Genomic DNA, 18,405 nt, shown 5'->3' with positions numbered 1-18,405 from the left:
GTCATCGTCGTCGCGATCGCAGTCGGGTTGGCATGGTGGGCCTTCGGCGCCACCGTCGACCAAGCACTGGCCAATGGCGTCGCGGTGCTGATCATCGCCTGCCCCTGCGCACTGGGTCTCGCGACACCCACCGCGTTGATGGTCGGTGTCGGCCGCGGGGGCCAGCTCGGCATCCTGATCAAGGGCCACGACGCGTTGGAGATGAGCGGCAGGATCGACACCTCGTCTTCGACAAGACCGGCACCCTCACCACCGGCACGATGTCCGTGCGGGAGGTCACCCAGGTCGCCGCGATGGACCACGCCACCGTGCTCCGTCTCGCAGCCGATCTCGAGTCGGCCTCCGAACACCCGGTCGCGCGGGCGATCGTCCACCATGCCGAGCAGTCGACCGGGGCGGTGCGGCCGCCGTCCGGCTTCCGTGCGCTGCCCGGGTCGGGCGCGGAGGGTGTGGTCGCCGGCCGGCGCGTGCTGCTCGGCCGCCCGGGGCTCTTCCACGATCGCGGCCTGCACGTGCCCTTCGCCGCTGTCGAAGCGATCGCTCAGGCCGAGTCCGACGGTGCCGCAACGGTGCTCGTCGCAGTGGACGACGAGGTCGTGGCGGCGATCAGCGTCGCCGACTCGGTCAAGCGGTCGGCCGCACCCGCGGTGCAGGCACTGCGCGACCTCGGTCTGCGCACCGTGTTGCTGACCGGGGACTCCGCCGGCGCGGCCCGTGCCGTGGCGCGATCTCTCGGCCTCGACGACGTGCGGGCCGGCGTGCTGCCGGACCGCAAGGCCGCCACCGTCGAGCAGCTCCGCACCGACGGCCACTGCGTGGCGATGGTGGGAGACGGGATCAACGACTCGGCGGCACTCGCCACGGCCGACCTCGGGATCGCGCTCGTGCGCGGCACGGACATCGCGATGAAGGCCGCCGACGTGATCGTGGTCCGGCACGACCTGCGCGGCGTCGTCGACGCGGCGGCTGCCGTCGACATACACCACCGGGATGCCGCCGATCTCGTCGCGCGCATATCCCGAGCGCGCCGCCAGCAGCTCCAGCTGGAGGTCGGTGGCCCGCTCGGCGCGCGACATGGGCTCGAATCGCGCTGCCACCAGAGCAATCAGCGCGCCGACCGCGGCCAGACCCGTCCAGGCGAGGATCGTCACCGCGGTCGGTCCGAGCCAGGTGTTGTGGTGATGGCGTCCGGCGCTGACGAGCGCCAGCACGAGCGCCGCGACGAGGCTCAGGGCGAACAACGCGCAGCCGGCCACGATGAGCGACACCCAGGCGCCGATCGCGAGGTCGGGGTGGCGCACGCCCCACCGCTCCGACCGCAGCGCGTATGGCGCAGCGAGTATCACGCCGAAGGCGACCGCCAGCGGGGCGAGGACGTAGACCAGCCGGATCACGTGCCGCTGTCCCCGAGCACCCGCCGGAGGAGATCGAGGTCGGCACCGTCGAGCTGACCGGCGAAATGGGTCAGAGCGGCCTGACGATCGGTCACGTGGTCGAGGGTCTCCGTCATCGTGTCGGCAGCCTGCGCAGCGTCGGTGCGGGTCGCGCTGAACAACGCGCCGCCCGGGCCGGCGACCCGCTGCACCTGGCCCTTGGCCTCCAGACGGCTCAGCACGGTGAGCAGCGTTGTGCGCGCGGGACGTTCGTCGTCGTCGAAGGCGTCCCAGAGCACCCGGCTGGTGACCGGTTCGTCGTAGGACCACAGGAGCCGGAGCACCTCCGCCTCGAGTCCTCCGTGGCTGCGCCGCACTGTTTTCCCTCCTTGGTGGTGCGGGCCAAATCTACCTGGCGGGCGACGACGGCATCGTCAGCAGCCGTCGCCGGCCGTGGCTGTCGGCGACCGCCTCGATGGCGATGCCGAAGACGTCGCGGACCAGGCCGGGCGTCAGCACGTCGGCCGCGGAGCCGGCCGCCCGGACTCGGCCGCCGTGCAGCACGATCACCTGGTCGGCGTAGAGCGCCGCCAGGTCGAGGGAGTGCAGCGCGGCGATCGTGGTGAGACCGGCCCCGGAGCCAGCTCCAGCACGTCGAGCTGATGACCGGGGTCGAGGTGATTGATCGGCTCGTCCAGCACCAGCAGGTCCGGCTCCTGCGCCAGTGCGCGCGCCAGCAGCACACGCTGCCGCTCACCGCCGGAGAGGGTGGACATGGGGCGAGGTGCGAGGTCTGCGGTGCCCGTTTGCGCCATACAGGATCGGACGCGGGCATGGTCGGAGTCGGTCGGCCGCGCGAACAGACCGAGATGGGGTGTCCGGCCGAGCAACACCATCTCGGCGGCGGTGAAGTCGTGGCCGAGCGGGGGCTGCTGGGTCAGCACGCCGACGCGCCGGGCGCGCTGCCGCGGGGGCATGCCGAGCAGGTCGTGCTCCCCAGTCGCACCGTGCCGGCGTATGGCGTGAGTCCGCCGAAAAGTGTTGCGAGCAGCGTGAATTTGCCACTTCCGTTGGGTCCGACGACCGCCGTGAAGGCACCGGCCGGCACCGTCACGGTCACGTCGTGGAGCACGGTGCGGCTCCCCCAGCCGGCCACCAGACCCTCGATCCGGAGCATGGTCACGGCGCCGCCTGCCGACGCACCGCGAGCACGAAGACGGGCACTCCGACGAATGCGGTGAGGATCCCGATGGGCAGCTCGGTGGGCGCGAGGACCGTGCGTGCCGCGGTGTCCGCGAGCAGCACCAGCAACGCCCCGAGCAGCGCAGCCACAGGAAGGACCCGTCGGTGGTCCGCACCGACGAGCACGCGCGCGAAGGCCGGCATCACCAGACCGACGAAGCCGATCGTGCCCGAGACGGCGACCACCACGCCGGTGAGAAACGCTGCGAGAGCGAAGAATCCGGCACGGGCGCGGGCCGGTCGCATGCCGAGTGCCGCAGCGGAGTCGTCGCCGAGCGACAAGAGGTTGAGCCGGCCGGCGCGCAGCAGGGCGAAGCAGCCGGCCAGCAGGACGAGGGGCGCGCTGATGACCACCAGCCGCCACTGCGCACCCGACAGACTGCCCAGCAGCCAGAACATCACCTGCCTCGCCGCGTCGCCGTTGCCGCTGCGCAACAGCAGGAACGAGGTGATCCCGGCGAGCAGGCTGCCGACCGAAATGCCAACCATCACAAGGCGACTCGGGTCAAGACGCGGACCGGATCTGGCGAGGAGCAGCACCAGGAGCCCGGTGAGCAGGGCGGTCGCGAAGGCCGCCGCCGGCAGACTCAGCGAGCCCGCCACCCCCACACCGAAGGTCGTGATGACCGCGACCGCGCCGAGCCCCGCACCGGACGAGAGCCCCAGGACGTAGGGGTCGGCGATCGGGTTGCCGACGACGGCCTGGGCGATCGCGCCGGCCAGCGCGAGGCCGGCACCCACGAAGATCGCCTCGAGCACGCGCGGCGCGCGCAGGTTCCACACGATGAAGTCGTAGGGTCCCGTGCGGTCTGCACCGGTCGCGCCACGCCAGAGACCTGCGACGACGTCGGCCGGAGCGACGTGGACCGCGCCGACGCCGGTGGCCACGACCGCCGACAGGATCAGTGCGACTCCGCCGGCGGCGAGAAGCGCCGGCAGCGGGAGCGCGCAACAGCCCCGAGCGGTTCACTTCGCCTTCGCGACGGCATCCGCAATCGTCGAAACTGCTTGTGAATTGAGCAGACTCGGCGACAGCAGGATGGACTGCGGGACCACCACGACGTTGCCCGAGCGGACCGCCTCGGTGCTCTGCAGCAGCGGACTGGCCGTGATCGCCTCGACCAGTTCCGAGCCGGTCTGCGGCCCGAGTCCGCTCACGGCGACGATCACCTTCGGGTTGGCGACACTCACCTGCTCCGCGGACAGCTGCGCCAGGTCGCTGCGCACCGACGATGCGATGTTCCTGCCGCCGGCGAGCGTGATGATGCCGTTGGCCAGACTCGTCGACCCGCGGGTGCTGATGCCCTGACCGCCGGTCGGGGCGGCCGACAGTGCCACCACCGGGGTGTCACCCGAGCGGTGACCGGCCTGCTGCGTGAGCTGGGCGAGGACTTGACTGCCGGCGCTCGGCCGGCCGATGACCGCGGCCAGGTCGTTGACGTATTTGTAGGTCGGCGTCAGGTCGGTGACCGGGCTCGTCGAGGGGCAGGCGACGTATGCCGCAATACCGTTCTGCCGCAACTGATCCGCGGTGGGGTTGCCGTCGAAGGAGTCCAGCTCGTAGACCGAGATGCCGGTGACCAGATCGGGTTTCGCGGCGAGCACCGCCTCCCGGTTGCCACGTCCTGGATCGATCACCCTCACCGTGTCGAGTGCGGCGCGCGCCTCGCCCGTGAAGGCGCTGCGGAAGTCGGGCGCCGCCGTGCCCACCAGGCGGTCGCCGGCTCCGAGCCGCTGCACGAACGCGGCGGCACCGGCGTCCATGGTGACGATCCGGCGCGGCGCGGCCGCGGGCTTCGGCACGGGCGTGCACGCCGGCGCGGCGGACATGTTCATGCCGCCCCCGCCGGCCTTCATCCCGCCGGACGACTTCGGTGTCGCCCCTGACGAGCCGGTCACGCCGGCCCCGGTCGACCCCGCACTTGCGCATGCCGCAACGGCGGACAGAGCAAGCACCGCCGTGGGCAGGGCGACGATGCGGGAGGTGAGGGGCATGCGCGTCTCCGGCTTCTCCGATCGATGTTCTACACAACGTAGAGTAGCGGTCGGTTTTGAGCTTGTTCCCTCCGGGTAACCCGAGCATGGATCACGCCAGGGTGGAAGGAGATTGCCGATGACGCAGACGCTGGGAGTCGTCATCCCAACGTCCGACGAGTCCTCGCTCCGCCCCCTGCTGACCAGCCTCGCGGGCGAGCCGGCAGCGCGGGTGGCGCAGGTGGTGATCGTGGATGACAGGTCGAACCCGTTGCCGGACATCGCGATTCCCCCGGAGTTGACCTCCCGGACCGACGTGCAGGTGGTGCGCTCGTGGGGCCGCGGTCTGCCCGCGGCGGCGAACCTCGGCTGGCGGCTGTGCGACACCGAGTGGGTGGTCTTCCTGCCGACGGACGCACGGGTCACGCCCGATTGGGCCGCCGGGCTGACCCGTGAGCTGACCGCTGCCGGCACCCGCACCGGACTCAGCCAGGGCCAAGGGTCCGCCGATCACGCCGGACACGACGCTGACTCGCCGTGGCGGCTGGCCGACCTCGCCGCCCGCAAGGATGCACTCAACGACGTCGGCGGCTTCGACGAGCGCTACCGATGCGGCAGCCGCGCGGCAGTCGACCTCGCGCTGCGCATGCACCGCGAGGGCTGGTTGCTGCGTCAGGACGCACGACAGCTGGATCACCCTGTGCCGCAACCCGATCGGCCGGCCGGCGCCATTGTGCAGGAGCGGTGTATGTCGGACGACGCGCTGCTGCGGCACATGCACGGGCGGGGCTGGCGCCGCGCCATCGGAGCGCCCCGCAGTCGTTTCCCGTGGTATGCCGGGACGACCGCCGCCGCCGTGGCCGCCAACCTCGCGGCAGCTGCTCGCGGAATGGGCCTGCCGATCCCCCGGCGGGTGCCGCTGGTGGCCGCCGGAGCTGCCGTTGCCTCGACCGCGGCGCTGGCCGCGGCCTGCGTCATACGGCCGGAGAGCGGGGGTGCCCGATCGTGGCGGGCAGCTGCGGCGAGTGTCGTCGTGCCGCCGGTGGCGGTCGCTCAACGACTTCGCGGTGAGCTTCGGCATCGTGTCGCGGCGGCCTGGCCGACGGAGGTGCTCGCGGTGCTCTTCGAGCGCGACGGCACCCTGATCCGCGACCTCCCGCTCAACACCGACCCGGACCGGGTGCAGCCGCTGCCGGGCGCCCGGGCGGCCGTGGACCGGTTGCGCAGGAAGGGGGTGCGGGTCGGACTGATGGCGAGCGAGACCGCGGTGGGGGCCGGGGACGTCTCCCGGAGTCAGATGCGCGCCGTCAACGAGCAGGTGGACCGGCTGCTCGGCCCGTTCGACACCTGGCAACTGTGCGCACACCCGCCCGACGTCGCCTGTTCGTGCCGGCTGCCCGAGCCCGGCATGCCACGCCGCGCCGCCGGCGACCTCGACGTGCCCGTCAACGCGCTGGCCGTGGTGGGACATCTCGGGGCCGACGTGACCAGCGCGCTGCGCGCGGGCGCGCGGAGCGTGCTCGTGCCCGACCCGAGCACGACCGACGCCGACATCGCCGCCGCTCCGCGCACCGCCGGCGATCTCGGGACCGCGATCGACCTGATCCTGCGCGGCGACGTCCCCTGACGACCCGGCCGCGGGGTGGTTCCGGATCGCTCAGTCACCGTCCGAGGCCGGCAGGCTGCCCGCGCTGACCAGATGGGCCGCGACATCGCGCAGCTTGAGGTTCTTCTCCTGCGAGAAGCGGCGCAGCACCTCGAAGGCCCGGTCGGGGTCGAGCCGGTAGCGCTCCATCAGGATGCCCTGCGCCTGCCCGATCAGCTTGCGAGCGTCGAGCGCGGTGCGCAGGCCCTCCTGCGTCTGGGCGACCTCGAGGGCGATCGCCGCGTGCCGGGAGAACAACGCCGCGAACGCGATGTCGTTGGAGTCGAACGCATGGGGCTGGCGCCAAAAGAGATTGAGCGCTCCGAGTCGTCGCCCGTCCCGGCCGCTGAGCTGGGTGGCGAGAGCACTCTCGATGCCCAGCCGGGCCGCGGCCGGTCCCCATCCGCCCCACTGGTTGTCGATCGCGAGGTTGGCCGAGAAGACCGTCTCCTGCTCCGTGGCGCTCTCGCTGCACGGCCCGTCGCCGACCTCCTCCTGCAACTCGTCCAGCCGGCCGACGAGGGGGTCGGTCGGCGCGACGGTCTGCAGGCGGCCGCCTCGAGCCAGCAGAGTGATGCCGCCGTGGTCAGCACCGAGCTCCCGGCAGGCGAACTGCACGACCTGGTCCGCGGTCGCGATCGGATCCGTGGCGGCATGCAGATCCTCGGCGAGGCGCGCCAGGTCGCCCGCCTGCTCGGTCACGCTCTGTTTCATCGCACCGTCCGCTCGTCGCCGATCCGTCGTGCCCCGTCGTACACACGTGCTGGAAAGCGTACGCCGGTGCACTGCCGGACTCCGGAGAGCCCGGCGGAACACCCTGCCACGCGGTCGAATTCGCCGTCCTGACCCGTGTGCCCCTTGTGAGGAGCACGGCTTCTGTGATCTGCTGGAGCCGACGACATCAGCTCAAGCAGACGGGCTGGTCAGGTTGGTCTTCTGCGAACGGGCAGACATGCCTTCCGTCATCCAAGCCTCCCATGTCGACGACACGGTCGAGGTTCGAACCAACGCACTTCTCGCGCTCGCTCATTCTTGCGCCGAGGCGTCCCAGGCGGCGCGCTACCGCGAGCAGGCGATCCTGCTGCAGCGGCCACTGGCGCGGCACCTGGCGCGACGTTTCGAGGGCCGCGGCATCGACGCCGACGACCTGCGCCAGGTTGCCTTCGTCGGCCTGGTGCTCGCCGTGCACCGCTTCAGTCCACAGCACGCCCGCACGTTCCGCGCGTTCGCGGTGCCGACCATCTCCGGGGAGCTCAAACGGCACTTCCGCGACCACGGCTGGGCGGTCCGTCCCCCACGGGCGGTGCAGGAAAACCGGATCAAGGTGCAGGCCGCCCAGCAGGACCTGCTGCAGCAGCTCGGTCGCGCACCGAGCGTCGACGAGGTGGCGCAGGCTCTCGGCGAACCCCCACAGGCAGTGCGTATGGCGCAAGCCGCCGACCAGCAGTATCGGTCGGAGTCGCTGGACGCACCGTTGCGCGACGACACGTCGGTGTCGCTGGCGGACACTTTGCCCGACCGCAGCTCCACCGAGGCGTTCGAGCGTGTCGAGATGGTCGAGGAGCTCCGGCCCGCCCTTGCGGCACTCACCTCAAGAGAGCGCCAGATCGTGCGGCTGCGCTTCGTGGACAACCTCACGCAGCGCGAGATCGGCGAACGGATCGGCACCAGCCAGATGCAGGTCTCCCGCCTGCTGACCGGCATTCTGGCGCGCCTGCAGCAACACCTCACCGCGCGGTCGGCCGACGCCGACGCGTGAGACTCGTCAGACTGCTCAGACTGCGAGCCCGCCTCCGCGGGCCGGACCGCGGGAGCGGCCCGGCCCACGGGGGCGGTGTCGCCGAAGACCCTTCAGTCCTCAGTGTCTCCGGCGTCTCCGGTGTCTCCGGCGTCCTCCTCCTCGCTGCTGCCCGACTCGGCATGCTCGGAGCTGCCGCCGCTCGCGACGTCGTTGCTGCTGCCGGATGCTCGCGCGCCGCGACCACCATCGGTCTGCTCGTCGTCCTCACCCGGTGCGCCGGATCCGCGTGCATGTGAAGCGTCGGTCATGGTTCTCCTCCTTCGCCTGCGGCTGTTGCACCAGTCGCCTACCCGGCACGGCGGACACCAAACGGCATCGCGCGATCAGGCCGGCACCTTGTCGAGAAAGCCGCGCACGTCGGCGACCCGGCCGTCGCCGTCGAGCACGACCACGTCGAACCCGACGACGACGGGCTCCGCTCCGGCCGGGCCCAGGCCCCACTGGAAACGCACCTGCGAGTGATGACGGTCCGGCTTCCCGATCGGGGTGAACGTCATGCCGGCGAACTGCCGTTGCACCGCATCGATCACGGCATCGAGCTCGGCCCGGCCGGTCGTCTCCGCCAGCGGATCGGTGTAGGTGACATCCTGCGCGAAAGTGTTCTGCAGCAAGGCAGTTCGCTGCTCGCCCTGTGCGTTCCAGGTGGCCAGGTAGTCGTTGACAACGGTGTCCATCACGGTTTCCTTTGCATTGGTTTCTCGGTGACGTGACGAGCCTCTGCCCCGCGACGACGATGCGCCATGACCTCGCAGGTCATGGCGGCGAGGACGCCGCGCCATACGCTGGCCACCATGACTGCTGCCGTGGGTGAGTTGCTGCGCGAATGGCGGGAGAGTCGGGCGCTCAGCCAGCAGGCGTTGTCGGACATCTCGACGGTGTCGACGCGCCACCTCAGCAGGGTCGAGACGGGCAAGGCGAGACCTACACCGCAGATGATCCTGCATCTGTCGGAGCATCTGAATATCCCTCTGCGAGAACGTAATCGGCTGTTGCTCGCCGGCGGTTTCGCGCCGCGGTATGGCGACAGCTCGCTCGACGACGACTCGCTCGCGGGAGTCATGGCCGGCCTGCGCGACCTGCTCGACGCCCATCTGCCCTACCCGGCGCTGCTGCTCGACGACTACTGGGATGTGGTGGACGCCAACGCCGCGGTGGACGCGCTGCTCGTGGGCTGTGCGCCACATCTGCTCGAACCGCCGATCAACGTGCTGCGGCTCTGTGTCGACCCGCAAGGGCTGGCACCGCGCATCGCCAATCTCGCCGAGTGGTCCGGGCATCTGCTGCGGCAACTGCGACACCGGGCGCTCCAGACCCGGGATGCGCGGCACGCCGGTCTCGTCAACGAGCTCAATGAACTCAATGAACTCGACGAGCTCGCTGCGCTCGTCGACGCGCCTGACGGCCCCGGGGTGACCGGCCCGGTCGTCACGCTGGAGTTGGAGACGGCCGACGGCACGCTGCGGTTCTTCAGCACGACGGCACGCCTCACGACCGCGACGGACGCGGCCCTGGAAGGTTTGCACCTGGAGACGTTCCTCCCGGCGGACGCTTCGACGCGACGCCTTTTCGCCTGACCCCTGCCCGGTGCTCGAGTCAGGCGGCCGGATCAGGCGCTCGGGTCAGGTGGTTGTGTCAGGTCGCCGCGACCGGGTAGGCAGGAGGGTGCACATCCGCCAGTCGGAGAGGAGCAACCGCACATGCCCGAGAAGAAGCCCGGACCGTCGGTCAAGGATGACGAGCTCTACGAGAAGCTGCGCGACGAGGGCAACAGCAAGGAGAAGTCGGCGCGGATCGCCAATGCGGCCGCCGACACCTCGCGCTCCGAGGTGGGCCGCAGGGGCGGCGAGCACCCGGCATACGAGGACTGGACCAAGGACCAGCTCGACGAACGTGCCGCCGAGCTCGAGATCTCCGGACGGTCCTCGATGAGCAAGGACGAACTCATCGACGCCTTACGCAGTCACTGACCGCGCCCGACCACCCGACGAAACCGCCGACCTGTCGGCGGTTTCGCCATGTTCGGCCGCGCCACCGCGCCACCCATCTCTTGACTCCAGGTGCACCACGTGCACATAGTGTGCAGTATTCGCACATCGTGTGCGACCATTGCACTGGAGACAGTCATGACCGAATCGATATCACCGACACCGATCCTCCGGCCCGAGCTGGCGTCGGCCACTTCGCGCAAGGTGCGGCGCAGACTGCTGCCGATCATCGGGGTGCTCTACTTCATCGCCTTCCTCGATCGCAACAACGTCAGTTTCGGCAAGCTGGAGATGTCAGGCGACATCGGATTGACCTCCGTCGCCTACGGATTCGGCGCCGGCTTGTTCTTCGTCGGCTACGCACTCTTCGAGATCCCGAGCAACGCGGGTATGTACCGCTACGGCGCCCGCTTCTGGATCGCACGCATCATGGTCAGCTGGGGTGTCGCTGCCTGCGCGATGGCCTTCGTCACCGGTCCGGTGTCGTTCGGCATCGTCCGGCTCCTGCTCGGGATCGCCGAGGCCGGCTTCTTCCCTGCGATCCTCTTCTACCTGACCCTGTGGTTCCCGGCCAGGGAACGCGTCACCGTGCTGGGTCTCTTCGTCCTCGCCCAGCCGATCTCTAACGCGATCGGCGCACCGCTGTCGGGATTGCTGCTCGGGTTGGACGGCCTGCTCGGCATCCACAGCTGGCAGTGGCTGTTCCTGCTCGAGGGGGTGCCGGCGATCCTGCTCGGCTTCCTCGTGCCGCGGCTGCTGACGGACCGGCCGGAGGACGCAGGCTGGCTCAGCACACAAGAGCGGCGCTGCCTCACCGCGACGATGGCTGCCGACGCGGCGTCGCGTCCGGCGGCCGGCCGCGAACGGTTCACCGACGGCCTGCGTGACCGCCGCGCTCTCGCCTACGCGGCGCTGAACTTCGGAATGGTCTGCGGCATCTACGGTTTCAGGCTATGGCTACCCACCATTGTGGACGCCCTCGGCAGCTTCAGCAGCACCCAGCTCGGCTTCATCGTGATGATCCCGTATGCGTTCGCCGCCGGTTTCATGCACTGGTGGGCCAAGCGGGCCGATCGCACCGGGCGACGTGCCCGGCACGCCGCCGCCAGCATGGTGCTGGCGGCATCCGGCCTACTCGGCACCGCGCTGACCGCCGGGTGGTCGGCGCCAGTGGCGCTGCTGTGCCTAATCGTCGCGGCCTGCGGCGTGTATGCCGGCACGGCGCCGCTGCTCGCCATGCCGTCCGCAGCGTTCACCGGAGCAGCGGCAGCGGCCGGTCTCGCCCTGGTCAACGGCGTGGGCAACCTCGGCGGGTTCGTCGCGCCATACCTGGTCGGGCTTCTCAACGAGGTCACCGGCAACGATCGCCTCAGCCTGGTGTTCCTGGCCGGGGTGCTACTGGTGACGGCGGTCGCGACGTTCTGGTACGCCGACCGACGGCCCGAAGGATCGGTGCGGCTCACCGCTCCCACCGAACACACTAACGAGTTCCAGGAGGAACACCATGCATCAACAGTTCGATCTGACCGGTAAGCGTGCCCTCGTCACCGGGGGCGGCGTGGGCATCGGCGCGGCCATCGCCGCGATCCTCGCGGACGCCGGTGCGCAGGTGGCGGTCAGTTATCGCACACACGCACCGGACGAGACCGTGATCGCCGGACTTGGCTCTGGCGCAACGGCTTTCGCGCTCGATGCGACCGACGACAACGCTGTCGCCGCAGCACTGGGAAAGCTCGGAGCGGAGTGGGGTGGCCTCGACATACTGGTCAACAACGTCGGTGGCCTCGTGCAGCGCTCGACCATCGCGGACATGAGCCCGCAGCTCTGGCACACCGTGATGGCGCTCAATGCCGACAGCACGTTCCTGGTCACCCACCACGCGCTGCCGCTGCTCGCGGACGGCGGTCGCATCATCAACATCGCCTCGCTCGCCGGCCGCACTGGCGGCCACCCGGGTGCGACCGCGTACGCCGCGTCCAAGGCCGCGATCTTCGGCTTCACCCGCGGCCTGGCCAAGGAGGTGGCCGACCGCCGGATCACCGTCAACGCGGTCGCCCCGGGCTTCATCGAGGACACGCCGTTCCACGACACGTTCACCACGCCGGACTCCAAGGAACAGACCGTCGATACGATCCCCCTGGGCCGTGCCGGCCGCCCGCAGGACGTCGCTGCCGCAGTGTTGTGGCTCGCGTCCGACGGGGCGGAGTTCGTCACCGGGACGGTCACCGACGTCAACGGCGGCCAGCATTTCGGCTGACGACGCGGGCCAGGCGCCCAACGGAAGGACGAGGACCAGATGCCGCAGACCGTGGACCGGGCGATCGAGGTCATCGAGTTGTGCAGTCAGCGTCCGCGGACGATATTGGAATTGGCGCAGGCGCTCGATGTGCACCGCACGACGGCGCTGCGGCTGGTCAACTCGCTGATGGATGCGGGGTTTCTGCGACGTGATGACGCCGGGCTGCTGGGTGTCGGGTTCCGGCTGGCGGGGCTGGCCCATGCTGCCCTCGCGCAGTTCGACCTGCGATCGCTCGTGCACGGCCACATTGTCGAGCTCAGCGAAACCGTCGGCCACACCATCCAGTTCGCGGTGCCTCAGGGTGACCGGTTGATCTACGTCGACAAGGTCGAGCCGGACAACTCGATCACCCTCAACACGCACATCGGCGGTGACGTGGTGGTCAACACCGCGGGTGTCAGCAAGGCGATCCTCGCCAACCTGCCGCCGGACCGCCGGGACGCCGTGCTGCGGTCGGCGAGTTGGACCCGATACACCGACGCGACGATCACCTCGCCCGAGGAGATGCTGCGGCGGCTGGACGATGTCCGGCGCAAGGGTTGGGCTACCGACGAGGGCGAGTTCGAGACCTACTCCAACTGCGTCGCTGCACCGGTCTGGAACCACGCCGGCCAGGTGGCGGGTGCGATCTCGATCACCGCGTTCCGGCAGAAGGCCGACATCGAACAGCTCACCGCACTCGTGCCGACCCTGATTGAGGCGACCACGGCGATCTCCCACGAGCTGGGTTGGACCGGTCCGCCGCGATGCGAGTAGCGGTGCTCCCCCGCCGACAGGAAACGCGAAAACCGCCGACAAGTCGGCGGTTTCGCGCTGTCAGGGTCCTCACGCAGCCCTCAAGCCAACGATTTCACCTGGCGGCTGTGGGCGCGCCGAACGCGCGACGTGCAACAGACGAGTCAACATGTTGCTGGTATGCCACGCGGCACCCGATGGCGCTTGTTGGCGGAGCAGCGAGCCGTGCTGCTCCGAACGCGATGTCGCCGGAGAATCGCTTGCCAGGCTGGCGAAGACGTAAGGCGTTTCGCGGCAATCGGTCACCGCGCTCATTGCCGAAGCTGGTCGCGCCCGCAACGCCGTCAGATTGCCGAAGCAATCAAGCTGTACGAGGACGGCCACTCACTGCGAGCCATCGCGACACGACTCAGGGTCAGCAGGACCATCATCTGGAATCAGTTCCACGCCAACGGCGTAGTGATCGGCAACTAGCCGGACGGGCCGTATCTTCCGCGCTACTTGTGGACGAGCCTTCTCCACCACCCTTTTTCATTAGTTTAGGTACACAACCTATGAATACTATAGTCATGCCAGAAGAAGATCCTGAAGATCTATCTAGTCCGTTGTGAGTAGAGGCATTTAGCATGAATAGGCAGCCTCGCGGCTGCCTATTCATCTTCGGTGCAGGTGGTCCCTCACTCGCCGGATGCAACGTCGGGATACTCGTCCTTGTGCTCAATAATCCAATCTCCGACCTCATGGATACTCACAAAGCCTGAGGCGATGACGATACCTTGTTCGTGTATCTCATATCCAGTTGTTGAGCCCACAAGCTCCAGCCCGGCATCCTCAAGTATCTGCCGATACTCGGGCTCGCGGCTCCTGACCTCGTGTGCTGGCAGATCTGGGCGGGTAGGCCTGGCCATGTACTTCTTCGGTTCCTTCATGATTCTTTCCTTCCTAATTGCCTCCTTCACCTTGTGTGAACAAGTGCATGTAGAGCAGTACAACACACTCGAAAATTTGATACAAGACCTTGATTGTTAGTGTTCGCGACTAGCGAACAAGGGCAGTGCGGAGGAATGACCACCTCAACCGTATTTGTCGGTGTGTTCGGAACGTATCGAGACACAGTCTGAGCCGTGATTAGAGTTCGATTATCTATCTCGACGCCCGGGAGAGGAAACGCGTTACGCGCGCTGTGCGTTTGATGCTGATCGGGGTGCGCCGTGGTGAGTTGATGGGCTATCCGTTGGCAGGACAATGCGGGACCTCAACATCGACCCACGCCGCGACCACCAAACCCACCGGCCGACCACCGGGACCCACATCCACAAAAAAAGACCTGAACCTGCACAATGCAGGTCCGGACCATTCCGATGTCCTGAGACAACAACGTCGGGCTGACAGGATTTGAACCTGCGACCCCCTGACCCCCAGGCGTCCAGACTGCTCCGGCCAGACCGGATTCTGCGTGATTCCGGGCGTCAGATCATGCAGAACACGTCACGAGATGCATGGATTGCATGATTATGGTCCCCTTCTGGTCCCCCCTCGTGGGCAAGCTCAGTTCGCGGCCAGAGCCGCGAGAGGCGCTACGGCGGCGTGGAACCTGTTGCCCACGAGCAGCACGACGATCTTGTGTCTGGCTCTGGAGAAGACCACGTAGAGGAGCCGACTCGTTGTGGGGAACGGTTCTGATTCGTAGCCCATGAAGTCCCCCTCCCGCAACACCACGACGGTTGCGTCTGCCTCGCGTCCCTTCGTCTGGTACAGGTTCATTAGTTGAACCTCTCGCGGGCTCAACGCCGAGTCCGTGAGCGCCGCGTAACTCGCCTCACGAGCTTCCGCACAGATCGCTGCAACCATCTGATGGTCATCGCGGGCGCTGCTCGTACGTGCCGCTCGCGCGTACATCACCGAGAGCAGGGTGGCTGCTTGCTGCCAGGCGCCCGACTTCTGCGGTAGTCCGAGCGCGTCGTGTGCCGTCGCCGCTACCTCGATTACCTCCCGAATGGACCCCGCCTCGGAGAGACGCTCTCGAAGAGCGCTCAGGCGAGCTTGCAAGGTCGTGGGGCCTGAACCGTTCATCACCTGGTACGCGATGGGGGGCGCCTTCTGCCCACGTTGCGCGCTTGTCAGGAACACAGCTATCGCTTCGAGAACAATTTCCCAGGTGCCATCGCCGGTGTGGAACCGCGCCATCGCAGTCTGGGCGTCGAGGGCGGCGGCGAGCGCGTCACTGAGACCGGCAACTTCATGTTCGATCCCGTCGGCTTCAAGTGCATCCGAGAGAGCCGCGAGCATGTCGTTATGGTGCGTGAATACTGCCACGCCCATGTCTTCCGCGGCTAGCTCGCTAACGACCCGTGCGACGTGACTGGTCTCGTCGGAGAGTGGTATTCCGTCTTGGATGACCAGTCTTTCGTCCTGGATGGCGGCCGCGATGGCCTCTGAGTCGAACAGGCGTCCCCTGATGGCGTTGGCGACGGCCGGGATGATCCCGGAGGGGTCTCGGAAGGAGGTTTCTGGCAGCAAGATGGTGTTCTCTGCCCCAGCGGCCGAGCAGGCTTCATCGATGCGCTCCACTCTGACGCCGTCTTCGGCGAGGAACGTGTAGATGCACTGGTTCGGGTCGCCGAGCAGTATCAGCCTGCTGTCGCGGGCAATCAGCTGAAGGAGGTCTTGCTGCGCATCGCCGGTGTCCTGAAACTCGTCGACGATTACGAGGCCCCATCGGGTGCGAAGGTGTTCTGCGACAGCAGGTGCGGCCTGAGCGATTTCGAGTGTGAGCGGGATGAGCCTGCTGTATCCGATCTCGTGCTGGGCCAGGCCGAGCTTCTCGCGAGCGGGGCTGACGAGGACGGCGTCGCCGTGTCCGACCAGATTCCCGAATCTCCGGACCACGGAGAACGCGAGCGAGTGGAACGTCATGATGTCCACCTGGGAGCCTCGTCGGCCGAGAATCTCATTTGCACGGGAGGCGATGCGCGCCACCGAGGAACGAGAGAACGAGAGGAACAGGACCCGATCGTGGGGTTCGCTTTCTGCTACTCGTTCGAGATGGGCGTGAGCTGCGGCGAGGGCGCTGGTCGTCTTTCCGACACCCGCTCCGCCGAGCACGACAGTGAGTTCGGCCTGCGTCGCTACGACTCGCTGCTGCTCCGGGTTCTGCGGGGCGAATGTCATGGCAGATCAGGGATGTCGATGCGTCCGAGCGTATCGCCGCAGACTGCTTCGATCGCGGACCGCGCGATCGGCGGCTGTCGTGTCAGTGCGTGAGCCCAGGCTGCCCCTAGCCCCTGCTTCTTGATCACTTTCGTCGTGATGAGGTAGTCCGCGATGTCATCGTCGCCGAGATCGGGTGGCAGGGTGGGCATGCCGAAGTCTTCCAGGGTCTCGACCGTCTCTCGGAGCTGATCTCCGGGTACGCCGCGGATGAGCGCGGCCTCCACGGCGGTGCGAGTGGGAAGCACGACGAGTTGTTCGACCATTCCTGCAAGGACTCCGACTGCTGGATCTTCGTGTCCTGGCTTGTCATTGTCGACGATCCCTCGGACGTGGAATCCGAGTTCAAGGGCGATCTCGGCAATGGCTGGGAGCCGGGTAACTCCTCCGTCTGACCCTGGCGGGGCGACCAATCGGATGCCGTTAGCGGGGAGGCTGTGGTGCGGTTCGTTCGTCTTCCGGAAGAGCCGCGACGCGAGCGCGCCATACCCCTCGACGTCGAGCGGCCCCTCCAGGAGGACAACGGTTCTCGCGCTCAGCGCCGCGAGAAGCTGCTCCAGGATGAGCCTCCGGTTGACTCGGCCCGTCTTGTCCGTGACTGCAGAGAGCTGGTGCTGTCGTCTCTCGCCGTGGCTGACTGTGAGCCGAACCAGCTCACCGGGATCGAATGCTCGTACTACCTCAGGACGGCGCGTTGTGAGGATCGCTTGCCCTGCAGTTACGTGGATGAGCCGCGCCATGTGTTCAGATGACGATGCGTCAAGGCGATCTCCGAAGTCATCGCCGATGATGACGACGCCTGATTGTGCATCTCGCGCGGCTGCGATGGCTTCAGCGGCCGAGAGCACACTCTCGAGAGTCGACCCCTGGGAACGGACGGGAAGGGCCCCGGCCGCACCCATCGAGATCGCTGGTTGAAGCGCTCTGAGGAGTGCAGCCATAGAACCGTCATCCGCCAGAAAACTGATGTCGGCGGAGTCATCGATACCGAAGAGAGTCTGCGGTCCGGAATCGATGACCTTATCCAGAACGCTGGTGACCACCTCCGTCTCAGAGAACGACCCGGTTGCAGCATGGACGGCCGAATCCAGATCGGTGAGGGCGCTGTCCAGGCCACCAGGGTCGGCATCAGCAAGGAGTGCTCTCAGGACTCCCTCTGCCCGCAGTTGGAGAGCCGGCGCACTGTCAACGAACTGGACAGGCAGAGACTCACGCTCGATCCGGCTCGCTCTCTTGAACACACCGGCAGCGGGATCACTTCGCGCCGGGTAATCGACCCAGTGCTCGCCGGTGTCCGTATCGAGGTCATATCGTGCGCGATAGCACAGACGTACGCCCAGAACCGCGTCGCCCGCGTTGCTTGGCGTGGCGATCTCCCCGGTTGCCCGGTCGAACGTTTCCAGATTCTCGCTGAGAAGAGTTTCGAGGTCCTCCCCGAGGTCGAGGAGAGTCACCTCTACCTCCGTCAAGGACTCTTCATCGCCGTCAGCAGGTCGGTAGACGTCGAGAGGATTCACGCGGGACCGAGTACTGCGGGCGTCGAGAACCCGGCGCAGGGCCTCGACGATGTCAGTGCGGCCCGCCTGCGGCTCACCTGCAAGCACCATGTTCTCTGGCACCACGAGCGCTGCATGGCGATAACCCCGGAAGTGTCCGATACGGATGCGCGCGACCCTCATTGGCTACTCCTTGCATACCCCCCGATGCAAGTTGAGCGCTCGGCTCGCAACGGGACGATGAGCGTGAATCAACGGACCTTCTCCCGCTCGGAACCGGCGGCTCCCGTGCCTATCGTCCCACGGACTGTGGGCAGTACCAGGCGGCGACGCACCATGGCCGTCCCGTGAGACACGCGACGACAGGTTCCTTACAAGCGTCCGAAGTGGCAGCTCGGCGTCGTTTCCGTCTGGTTCCGCAGTTCACGCGACCCACGCGGTGCCGCCGGCAGGCTGCATGGTTTGCATGGCTGTGGTCCCGTGCCTGGCCCCCTGCCCGCGTCGGGAACTGTCACGGCGTCACGGGCACCTATGGCAACCGATTCGTGCGTACGCGCGTCAGAGGAGCTTCGGTTGATGCGCGTCGACGTGTCTCAGCCCGATCGCGAAACAGCGCGGCTACGGTTAGGACTGAACGACAGCTCT

At 67.7% G+C, this 18,405-nt stretch carries 21 protein-coding genes; 9 read left to right on the top strand and 12 right to left on the bottom strand.

The features are described 5' to 3' along the window. The first annotated feature begins 32 nt into the window (after positions 1-32). Positions 33-1,451, top strand: coding sequence for a heavy metal translocating P-type ATPase (locus HJ588_RS19605; protein WP_343036806.1), 1,419 nt, complete (start codon positions 33-35; stop codon positions 1,449-1,451). Here the strand turns inward: HJ588_RS19605 and HJ588_RS16635 are convergent. From HJ588_RS16635 to HJ588_RS16620, 6 genes are all read right to left on the bottom strand, one after another. Further along, a complete protein-coding gene (locus HJ588_RS16635) occupies positions 1,391-1,750 on the bottom strand; it encodes a BlaI/MecI/CopY family transcriptional regulator (protein WP_171157692.1) in 360 nt (119 codons plus the stop codon). The genes HJ588_RS19605 and HJ588_RS16635 overlap by 61 nt on opposite strands. 31 nt (positions 1,751-1,781) lie before the next feature. Continuing rightward, complete coding sequence (locus tag HJ588_RS19095; protein ID WP_212756115.1) at positions 1,782-1,943, bottom strand: hypothetical protein; 162 nt, start codon at positions 1,941-1,943, stop codon at positions 1,782-1,784. Continuing rightward, positions 1,940-2,350, bottom strand: a complete 411-nt coding sequence (locus tag HJ588_RS19090; protein WP_212756114.1) for an ABC transporter ATP-binding protein — start codon at positions 2,348-2,350, stop codon at positions 1,940-1,942. The genes HJ588_RS19095 and HJ588_RS19090 overlap by 4 nt, the downstream gene beginning before the upstream one ends. Next, a complete protein-coding gene (locus HJ588_RS19835; RefSeq protein ID WP_281358935.1) occupies positions 2,311-2,550 on the bottom strand; it encodes an ATP-binding cassette domain-containing protein in 240 nt (79 codons plus the stop codon). The genes HJ588_RS19090 and HJ588_RS19835 overlap by 40 nt, the downstream gene beginning before the upstream one ends. A 2-nt stretch (positions 2,551-2,552) precedes the next feature. Next, positions 2,553-3,515 carry a FecCD family ABC transporter permease gene (locus HJ588_RS16625; RefSeq protein WP_246242815.1) on the bottom strand — a complete coding sequence of 321 codons (963 nt, stop codon included), beginning with the start codon at positions 3,513-3,515 and terminating at the stop codon, positions 2,553-2,555. A 66-nt stretch (positions 3,516-3,581) separates the two neighbouring features. Further along, complete coding sequence (locus HJ588_RS16620; RefSeq protein WP_171157690.1) at positions 3,582-4,610, bottom strand: ABC transporter substrate-binding protein; 1,029 nt, start codon at positions 4,608-4,610, stop codon at positions 3,582-3,584. Between the two features lie 118 nt (positions 4,611-4,728). On the opposite strand from HJ588_RS16620, the gene HJ588_RS16615 reads away from it, so the two are divergent. Continuing rightward, positions 4,729-6,216 (top strand): HAD-IIIA family hydrolase, encoded by a 1,488-nt coding sequence (locus HJ588_RS16615; RefSeq protein ID WP_171157688.1) that lies wholly within the window; start codon positions 4,729-4,731, stop codon positions 6,214-6,216. A 30-nt stretch (positions 6,217-6,246) separates the two neighbouring features. On the opposite strand, the gene HJ588_RS16610 is transcribed toward HJ588_RS16615, so the two are convergent. Next, a complete protein-coding gene (locus HJ588_RS16610) occupies positions 6,247-6,948 on the bottom strand; it encodes a GAF and ANTAR domain-containing protein (RefSeq protein ID WP_171157686.1) in 702 nt (233 codons plus the stop codon). A gap of 238 nt (positions 6,949-7,186) precedes the next feature. On the opposite strand from HJ588_RS16610, the gene HJ588_RS16605 reads away from it, so the two are divergent. Continuing rightward, on the top strand, positions 7,187-7,993 hold the full coding sequence (locus HJ588_RS16605; protein ID WP_171157684.1) for a sigma-70 family RNA polymerase sigma factor: 807 nt from the start codon (positions 7,187-7,189) through the stop codon (positions 7,991-7,993). Positions 7,994-8,085: 92 nt separating this feature from the next. Here HJ588_RS16605 and HJ588_RS16600 read toward each other — a convergent pair whose 3' ends face one another. Both HJ588_RS16600 and HJ588_RS16595 read right to left on the bottom strand, forming a co-directional pair. Beyond that, positions 8,086-8,283: a hypothetical protein gene (locus HJ588_RS16600; RefSeq protein WP_171157682.1), complete on the bottom strand. Its 198-nt coding sequence runs from the start codon at positions 8,281-8,283 to the stop codon at positions 8,086-8,088. A 75-nt stretch (positions 8,284-8,358) separates the two neighbouring features. Next, a complete protein-coding gene (locus HJ588_RS16595) occupies positions 8,359-8,709 on the bottom strand; it encodes a nuclear transport factor 2 family protein (RefSeq protein ID WP_171157680.1) in 351 nt (116 codons plus the stop codon). A gap of 117 nt (positions 8,710-8,826) precedes the next feature. On the opposite strand from HJ588_RS16595, the gene HJ588_RS16590 reads away from it, so the two are divergent. The 6 genes from HJ588_RS16590 (at position 8,827) to HJ588_RS20225 (ending at position 13,528) form a co-directional block, all read left to right on the top strand. Next, positions 8,827-9,609, top strand: a complete 783-nt coding sequence (locus HJ588_RS16590; RefSeq protein WP_171157678.1) for a helix-turn-helix domain-containing protein — start codon at positions 8,827-8,829, stop codon at positions 9,607-9,609. Positions 9,610-9,732: 123 nt separating this feature from the next. Next, positions 9,733-10,002, top strand: a complete 270-nt coding sequence (locus HJ588_RS16585; protein WP_171157676.1) for a DUF7218 family protein — start codon at positions 9,733-9,735, stop codon at positions 10,000-10,002. 156 nt (positions 10,003-10,158) lie between these two features. Next, a complete protein-coding gene (locus HJ588_RS16580; protein ID WP_171157674.1) occupies positions 10,159-11,553 on the top strand; it encodes an MFS transporter in 1,395 nt (464 codons plus the stop codon). Next, positions 11,525-12,277 carry an SDR family NAD(P)-dependent oxidoreductase gene (locus HJ588_RS16575; protein ID WP_171157672.1) on the top strand — a complete coding sequence of 251 codons (753 nt, stop codon included), beginning with the start codon at positions 11,525-11,527 and terminating at the stop codon, positions 12,275-12,277. Before HJ588_RS16580 ends, HJ588_RS16575 begins: the two co-directional genes overlap by 29 nt. Before the next feature lie 39 nt (positions 12,278-12,316). Then, positions 12,317-13,075 (top strand): IclR family transcriptional regulator, encoded by a 759-nt coding sequence (locus tag HJ588_RS16570; protein WP_171157670.1) that lies wholly within the window; start codon positions 12,317-12,319, stop codon positions 13,073-13,075. Between the two features lie 159 nt (positions 13,076-13,234). Then, a complete protein-coding gene (locus HJ588_RS20225) occupies positions 13,235-13,528 on the top strand; it encodes a helix-turn-helix domain-containing protein (protein ID WP_425483560.1) in 294 nt (97 codons plus the stop codon). A 203-nt stretch (positions 13,529-13,731) separates the two neighbouring features. Here HJ588_RS20225 and HJ588_RS16565 read toward each other — a convergent pair whose 3' ends face one another. The 3 genes from HJ588_RS16565 to HJ588_RS16555 all read right to left on the bottom strand — a co-directional run bounded on the left by HJ588_RS16565 (position 13,732) and on the right by HJ588_RS16555 (position 17,943). Continuing rightward, complete coding sequence (locus HJ588_RS16565; protein WP_171157668.1) at positions 13,732-13,983, bottom strand: hypothetical protein; 252 nt, start codon at positions 13,981-13,983, stop codon at positions 13,732-13,734. A 619-nt stretch (positions 13,984-14,602) separates the two neighbouring features. Then, the gene (locus HJ588_RS16560; protein ID WP_171157666.1) at positions 14,603-16,225 is read right to left on the bottom strand and encodes a UvrD-helicase domain-containing protein; all 1,623 of its coding nucleotides are present in this window, start codon (positions 16,223-16,225) and stop codon (positions 14,603-14,605) included. Then, positions 16,222-17,943: an OLD family protein gene (locus tag HJ588_RS16555; protein WP_171157664.1), complete on the bottom strand. Its 1,722-nt coding sequence runs from the start codon at positions 17,941-17,943 to the stop codon at positions 16,222-16,224. Before HJ588_RS16555 ends, HJ588_RS16560 begins: the two co-directional genes overlap by 4 nt. Positions 17,944-18,405: the final 462 nt, after the last annotated feature.

Origin of the sequence: Flexivirga aerilata (assembly GCF_013002715.1) — a bacterium.
Taxonomy (GTDB): Bacteria; Actinomycetota; Actinomycetes; order Actinomycetales; family Dermatophilaceae; genus Flexivirga; species Flexivirga aerilata.
The sequence above is the reverse complement of the archived record's forward strand: the minus strand, read 5'-3'. Positions and strand labels throughout refer to the sequence as shown.

Excerpts from the sequence above, each read along its gene's own strand:
- HJ588_RS16555 (WP_171157664.1), bottom strand. The coding sequence starts at position 17,943 with ATGAGGGTCGCGCGCATCCGTATCGGACACTTCCGGGGTTATCGCCAT.
- HJ588_RS19835 (WP_281358935.1), bottom strand. The coding sequence starts at position 2,550 with ATGCTCCGGATCGAGGGTCTGGTGGCCGGCTGGGGGAGCCGCACCGTG.
- HJ588_RS16610 (WP_171157686.1), bottom strand. The coding sequence starts at position 6,948 with ATGAAACAGAGCGTGACCGAGCAGGCGGGCGACCTGGCGCGCCTCGCC.
- HJ588_RS16575 (WP_171157672.1), top strand. The coding sequence starts at position 11,525 with ATGCATCAACAGTTCGATCTGACCGGTAAGCGTGCCCTCGTCACCGGG.
- HJ588_RS16620 (WP_171157690.1), bottom strand. The coding sequence starts at position 4,610 with ATGCCCCTCACCTCCCGCATCGTCGCCCTGCCCACGGCGGTGCTTGCT.
- HJ588_RS19090 (WP_212756114.1), bottom strand. The coding sequence starts at position 2,350 with ATGCCCCCGCGGCAGCGCGCCCGGCGCGTCGGCGTGCTGACCCAGCAG.
- HJ588_RS16560 (WP_171157666.1), bottom strand. The coding sequence starts at position 16,225 with ATGACATTCGCCCCGCAGAACCCGGAGCAGCAGCGAGTCGTAGCGACG.
- HJ588_RS20225 (WP_425483560.1), top strand. The coding sequence starts at position 13,235 with ATGCCACGCGGCACCCGATGGCGCTTGTTGGCGGAGCAGCGAGCCGTG.
- HJ588_RS16590 (WP_171157678.1), top strand. The coding sequence starts at position 8,827 with ATGACTGCTGCCGTGGGTGAGTTGCTGCGCGAATGGCGGGAGAGTCGG.
- HJ588_RS16600 (WP_171157682.1), bottom strand. The coding sequence starts at position 8,283 with ATGACCGACGCTTCACATGCACGCGGATCCGGCGCACCGGGTGAGGAC.
- HJ588_RS16615 (WP_171157688.1), top strand. The coding sequence starts at position 4,729 with ATGACGCAGACGCTGGGAGTCGTCATCCCAACGTCCGACGAGTCCTCG.
- HJ588_RS16605 (WP_171157684.1), top strand. The coding sequence starts at position 7,187 with ATGCCTTCCGTCATCCAAGCCTCCCATGTCGACGACACGGTCGAGGTT.
- HJ588_RS16585 (WP_171157676.1), top strand. The coding sequence starts at position 9,733 with ATGCCCGAGAAGAAGCCCGGACCGTCGGTCAAGGATGACGAGCTCTAC.
- HJ588_RS16570 (WP_171157670.1), top strand. The coding sequence starts at position 12,317 with ATGCCGCAGACCGTGGACCGGGCGATCGAGGTCATCGAGTTGTGCAGT.
- HJ588_RS16595 (WP_171157680.1), bottom strand. The coding sequence starts at position 8,709 with ATGGACACCGTTGTCAACGACTACCTGGCCACCTGGAACGCACAGGGC.
- HJ588_RS16565 (WP_171157668.1), bottom strand. The coding sequence starts at position 13,983 with ATGAAGGAACCGAAGAAGTACATGGCCAGGCCTACCCGCCCAGATCTG.
- HJ588_RS16580 (WP_171157674.1), top strand. The coding sequence starts at position 10,159 with ATGACCGAATCGATATCACCGACACCGATCCTCCGGCCCGAGCTGGCG.
- HJ588_RS19605 (WP_343036806.1), top strand. The coding sequence starts at position 33 with ATGGTGGGCCTTCGGCGCCACCGTCGACCAAGCACTGGCCAATGGCGT.